At 74.7% G+C, this 4,071-nt stretch carries 3 protein-coding genes; all 3 read right to left on the minus strand.

All coding sequences use genetic code 11. The features are described from left to right. Positions 1–947, minus strand: a 947-nt coding sequence (locus VFW24_06755; protein ID HEX5266454.1) for a cell wall-binding repeat-containing protein, incomplete at its 3' end; no start/stop codon positions are given. Continuing rightward, on the minus strand, positions 947–1,894 hold the full coding sequence (locus VFW24_06760; GenBank protein ID HEX5266455.1) for a hypothetical protein: 948 nt from the start codon (positions 1,892–1,894) through the stop codon (positions 947–949). The genes VFW24_06760 and VFW24_06755, both read right to left, overlap by 1 nt. Positions 1,895–2,151: 257 nt before the next feature. Continuing rightward, on the minus strand, positions 2,152–4,071 hold a 1,920-nt coding region (locus VFW24_06765; GenBank protein ID HEX5266456.1), incomplete at its 5' end, for a DUF4012 domain-containing protein.

Raw genomic sequence — 4,071 nt, forward strand, 5'->3', positions numbered from 1 at the left:
AGCCAGGTCGTGGTGTAGGTCCCCAACGTGTTGGGGTCGGCGGACAGCACGACCGGCTCTTTCTCGACACCACCGTGCACTCCGCCCACCAGGGCGTCGGCAAAGTCGTCGCCGCGGGCCAGGTTGACATGCGTGATGGACCAGGCGAACTGATTGGCCTCGACGTCGGCCACCATGGTCGCGGTCTGGGTCCGGTCGGCCCCGCCGATCTGGGTGGTGGCGATCCCCATGGCCTGCAGCTGCTGGATCACGGCGGGCGATACCGCCGCCGACCCGCCGAGCACGATGGCCTGCTTGATGGCGAGGGCCTGCAGCGCCGACTGCGTCGCCGACGGCAGGGACGACGTGGTGGTCAGCATGATCGGGAACGAGGCGTCGTAGCTCACCGGTCCGCCGGCCAGGGCGTCGGGGAACGTCAGACCGGTGGCGATGATGGCGGTGCGCCCCCCGCTCCCGTAGGTCCCGACGAAGCTGGCCGGGAAGGACTGGGCCACGGCCGCCGCCGTGGCGTAGCGGTCGGCGCCCGCCACCCGCTGCACGGTGTAGCCGGCCGCCCGGAGCTGGGACGCCACGTTGTCGCTCACCGCCGCCGTCCCCCCGACCAGGGTCACGCCGGCCACGTGCATGGCCGACAGCGCCGAGGCCGTCTCGGGAGAGAGCTGGTTGGGATCGGTCAGCAGGACAGGGGCCCGCAGGCGCCCGGCCGCATAGGAGCCGGCCAGAGCGTCCGGAAAGGCGAGGCCCGACGCCACGATGGCGGCGGTGGCGCCGCTCGGGAAGCTGGCCTGGGCCACCGCCGCGGCGGTGGCGTAGCGGTTGCCACCCTGCAGGCGGGTGGCCGTCACCCCGGTGGTCGCGGCCGCGGGGGTGGCCGCCGCGCCGACCGCCGTTCCCGTACCCACGACCACGCTCAGCGCGGTGGCCGCCGCCGATACTCCTCTTCGCATCACCACGTCCCTCTAGTCTTGCTGCCGGACATCCGTCGCGTCCGCCCCGAATGCCGGTGCGTTCGACCGAGGGTGCGCCGCCTGCGGTTCCATCGGTTGGACCGGCGGTGCTGGTGACGGCGCACGGCGGCCAGTCCCGTCACGGCCACCAGTCCCACCACCGCATCGGCCGCGTCCCGCAACGGGGCTCCTGAGGTCAAGGCGCCACTGGTGTGGGCCACTACCGGTTGGGAGGCCGGGGCCAGCACCACCGGGGCCGAGACGGCGGCGGCGTTGACGGCCGGCTCCACCAGGGCCCGCAGAGCCGGAGTGCCCCACGTGGCCGGCGGGGTCCAGACCGCGGCGGCAGGTGAACCCTGAGCCGCGCTGCCTTCCGCTCCGGCCCCAGCTGAGGACCCGCCCCCGGACGCAGCCGCACCCGGCTGGCCCGACACGCTCGATGACCGGGCCGCGCTCGACGCCACCGCCGCCGAACGCACACCCGATCCCGTCGTCGCCCCCGGCACCACGATCGTCGCCGTGTAGACCAACGGGGCTCCGCTGGCGTCGTTGCAGGTCGCGAAGATCACCCACGTCCCGGCGGTGGCGGTGGCGGGGATGGTCCCGGTGACCGAGAAGCCACCCGTGCCGTCGGCGGTCGTGGCCCCGGGCCCGAACGACACCGGGGTGGCCGACGGGGTGACGTAGGTGAGGGCGATCGTCACCGCCGAACCCGGCGCGCACGAGGTGGCGCTGTCAGTCACCGTCTCGGGGGTGCCCGGTGCGGGCCGGGAGTTGGTGACGTTCATGGGCGGCTGGTCGGCGTTGGCACCGCCCTGGTGCCCGACGGTCTCGGCCCCTCCGCCGCCACCACCGGACGGCGGCGGCCCGCCGAAGTTCCCGTAGGCCCATGCCATCCCCGGCCACAGCGCGACCACCGTCGCTCCCGCCAGGGCTGAAACCGCCAACTGTCTTGTCCCCACTGCACCCTCCGCCGTCGGACGCAGCCCGTCCGTCGAGCTCCGCCATCACCGCCGGCTCCGCCTGTCACCCGCCGATCCGGTCCAGCCTGATCACAACGGCCGATCAACCGGACATCAACGGATGAACAACTCGATTGTGGGCGCGCCCTGCCCGTGCGGAAAGGTCCATCCGGCAAATGACGCCGACGGACCACACCCTGGGCGTCCAGATCCGACGAAGCTCACTACCGGTGACGACCGGGTTACGAGCGGTGGAAGGAAACCGAGATCGAGAGGGGTCCGGCCGTCGTCCGGCGGGTGGGGACTAGTCCTCCGGTCCGCCAGCCCGGGCCCGACGCCTGGATCGCGACCGCCACCTGATCGGGCGCGACGGTGGCCTGCTTGCCCAGATCGAGGCGGTAGACCGAGCCGCCGGGCACGGCGCCGGAGAGGTGGTACACGAGCGTGGCGGTGTGGCCCGCCGGCACCATCACGAACCGGCCGTAGACGTTGCGGGCGAGCTCGCGGTCCGGGCTCAGCGCCATGGCGGCGCCGTCGACCGTCCCGCCGGTGAACGCCAGCGGGCTGTACACCGACACGTACAGGAGGCTGGTGCCGTGGGAGGCGTAGTTGGTGGGGCCGCCGATCACGTAGCTCGGCTGCCCCGCGGCCGGCGCCCCGTTGAACAGGCGCACGGTGAGCGTGGCCTGCACCGAACCGGAGGCGGGGTCGTAGGCGACCGAATACGACTCGCTGCGCCGCAGGTAGTAGTCGATCTTGGACTCGCCGGCGTTGTCGGTCACCACCTCGAGCCGGTCCCCCGAGAGCGGGGTGAAGGCGCCGGTCGCGCCCATCGATCGGAACAGCGACTGGCCGGCGGGGCGGTTGGAGTAGAGCAGCAGGTCGCGGTCGGCCACCGCCGGCGCCAGGGCGGTCACCAGCCCGCGGGGCCGGTCGAGGTCGACGCTCGTGAGGCGGGCGAAGATGGCCCTTCCCGCCGCCACGTTGAAGGCGTGCCGGGCGCGGTTGTCGGCGCCGAGGACGACGTACTGGTCGTGCAGGAACACCGAGCCGGCGTTGGCGGCGCTGATCGGGACCGGCCAGCCCGCAACCGTGACCGGCCCGGTCACGGCCAGGATGTCGGCCAGGGCGGCCGGGTCCACGCTCACCACGCCGTCCACCGGCGGGGACCCGAGCTGGGGGAAGAGCTGCTCGAGGCCCCGCGCCACGGTGGGGAAGTCGGGGGCAAAGGTGGCGTCCTGGGGCCAGTACTCGGGATGGAACCCCTCCTCGGCCGCCCAGTGGGCGTAGGGGCCGGTGAGCCGGTAGGTGGGGTGGGCCCCGGCGCCGCCCGGCTGGTCCCCGATGTACTGGAGCTGGTCTAGGTGGAGCCGGCCCCGGTCGGCGGAGAGGATCCCCCAGTCGGTGATCAGCCCCCCGGATCCGCGCGCCTCGGCGGTGTCCTGCACGATCAGGAGGTAGCGGCGGGGCCCGGCCGCCCCGAGCAGCTCGGGCAGGGCGTGCACGGCGCCGGCCAGGCGCGTCTCCTGGCCCGCCAGCCTGGTGGCCTGGTCCTCGAGCGATCCCAGCCGCCCCGACAGCGCCGGCGCCAACCAGGGGGAGCGCAGCCGGGGCAGCGCCGGCACCGCCGTCCGCAGCGACGCCACGCCGGCATCGACGGGCCCGGCCAGCCGGGCCAACGCACCCAGGTCCACCTGGCCCCCTGCCAGGAGGTGGTGGATGTCGGACGCCTGGGCCAGCGCCACCGCCGGGCGCACCACCTCGGCCCCGAGGGCGGTGAGGGAGCGCACGGCCCGGAGGTTCTGGGCCACCCCCGGGACTAGTCGGGCGGGCTGGGCCCACCACACCGCCACCCGGGCGTGGGCCGAGACCAGGTCGGCCTCGGCTGATCGCAGGTCGGCGGCGGCCCCGGCCGTGTCCCCCTCCTCCCCGGCGGTGACGGCGGCCTGGGCGGAGGCCAGGCCCCGCTCGGCGGCGGGACGGGCGGCCAGCACGGCGTGGGCGGCCAGGGCCCCTGCCACCGTGGCGACCGCGGCCACCCCGCCGGCCATGCCCAGGATCAGGGCGCGGTGCTCTGAGCGCCGCAGCCCCGACAGCAGCAGCACCCCGAGGGCCCCGGCCGCCACCCCGGCCGTCACTCCCGCCGGCGGGCCGGCCGGCAG

Source organism: Acidimicrobiales bacterium (assembly GCA_036273495.1).
Classification (GTDB): domain Bacteria; phylum Actinomycetota; class Acidimicrobiia; order Acidimicrobiales; family JAJPHE01; genus DASSEU01.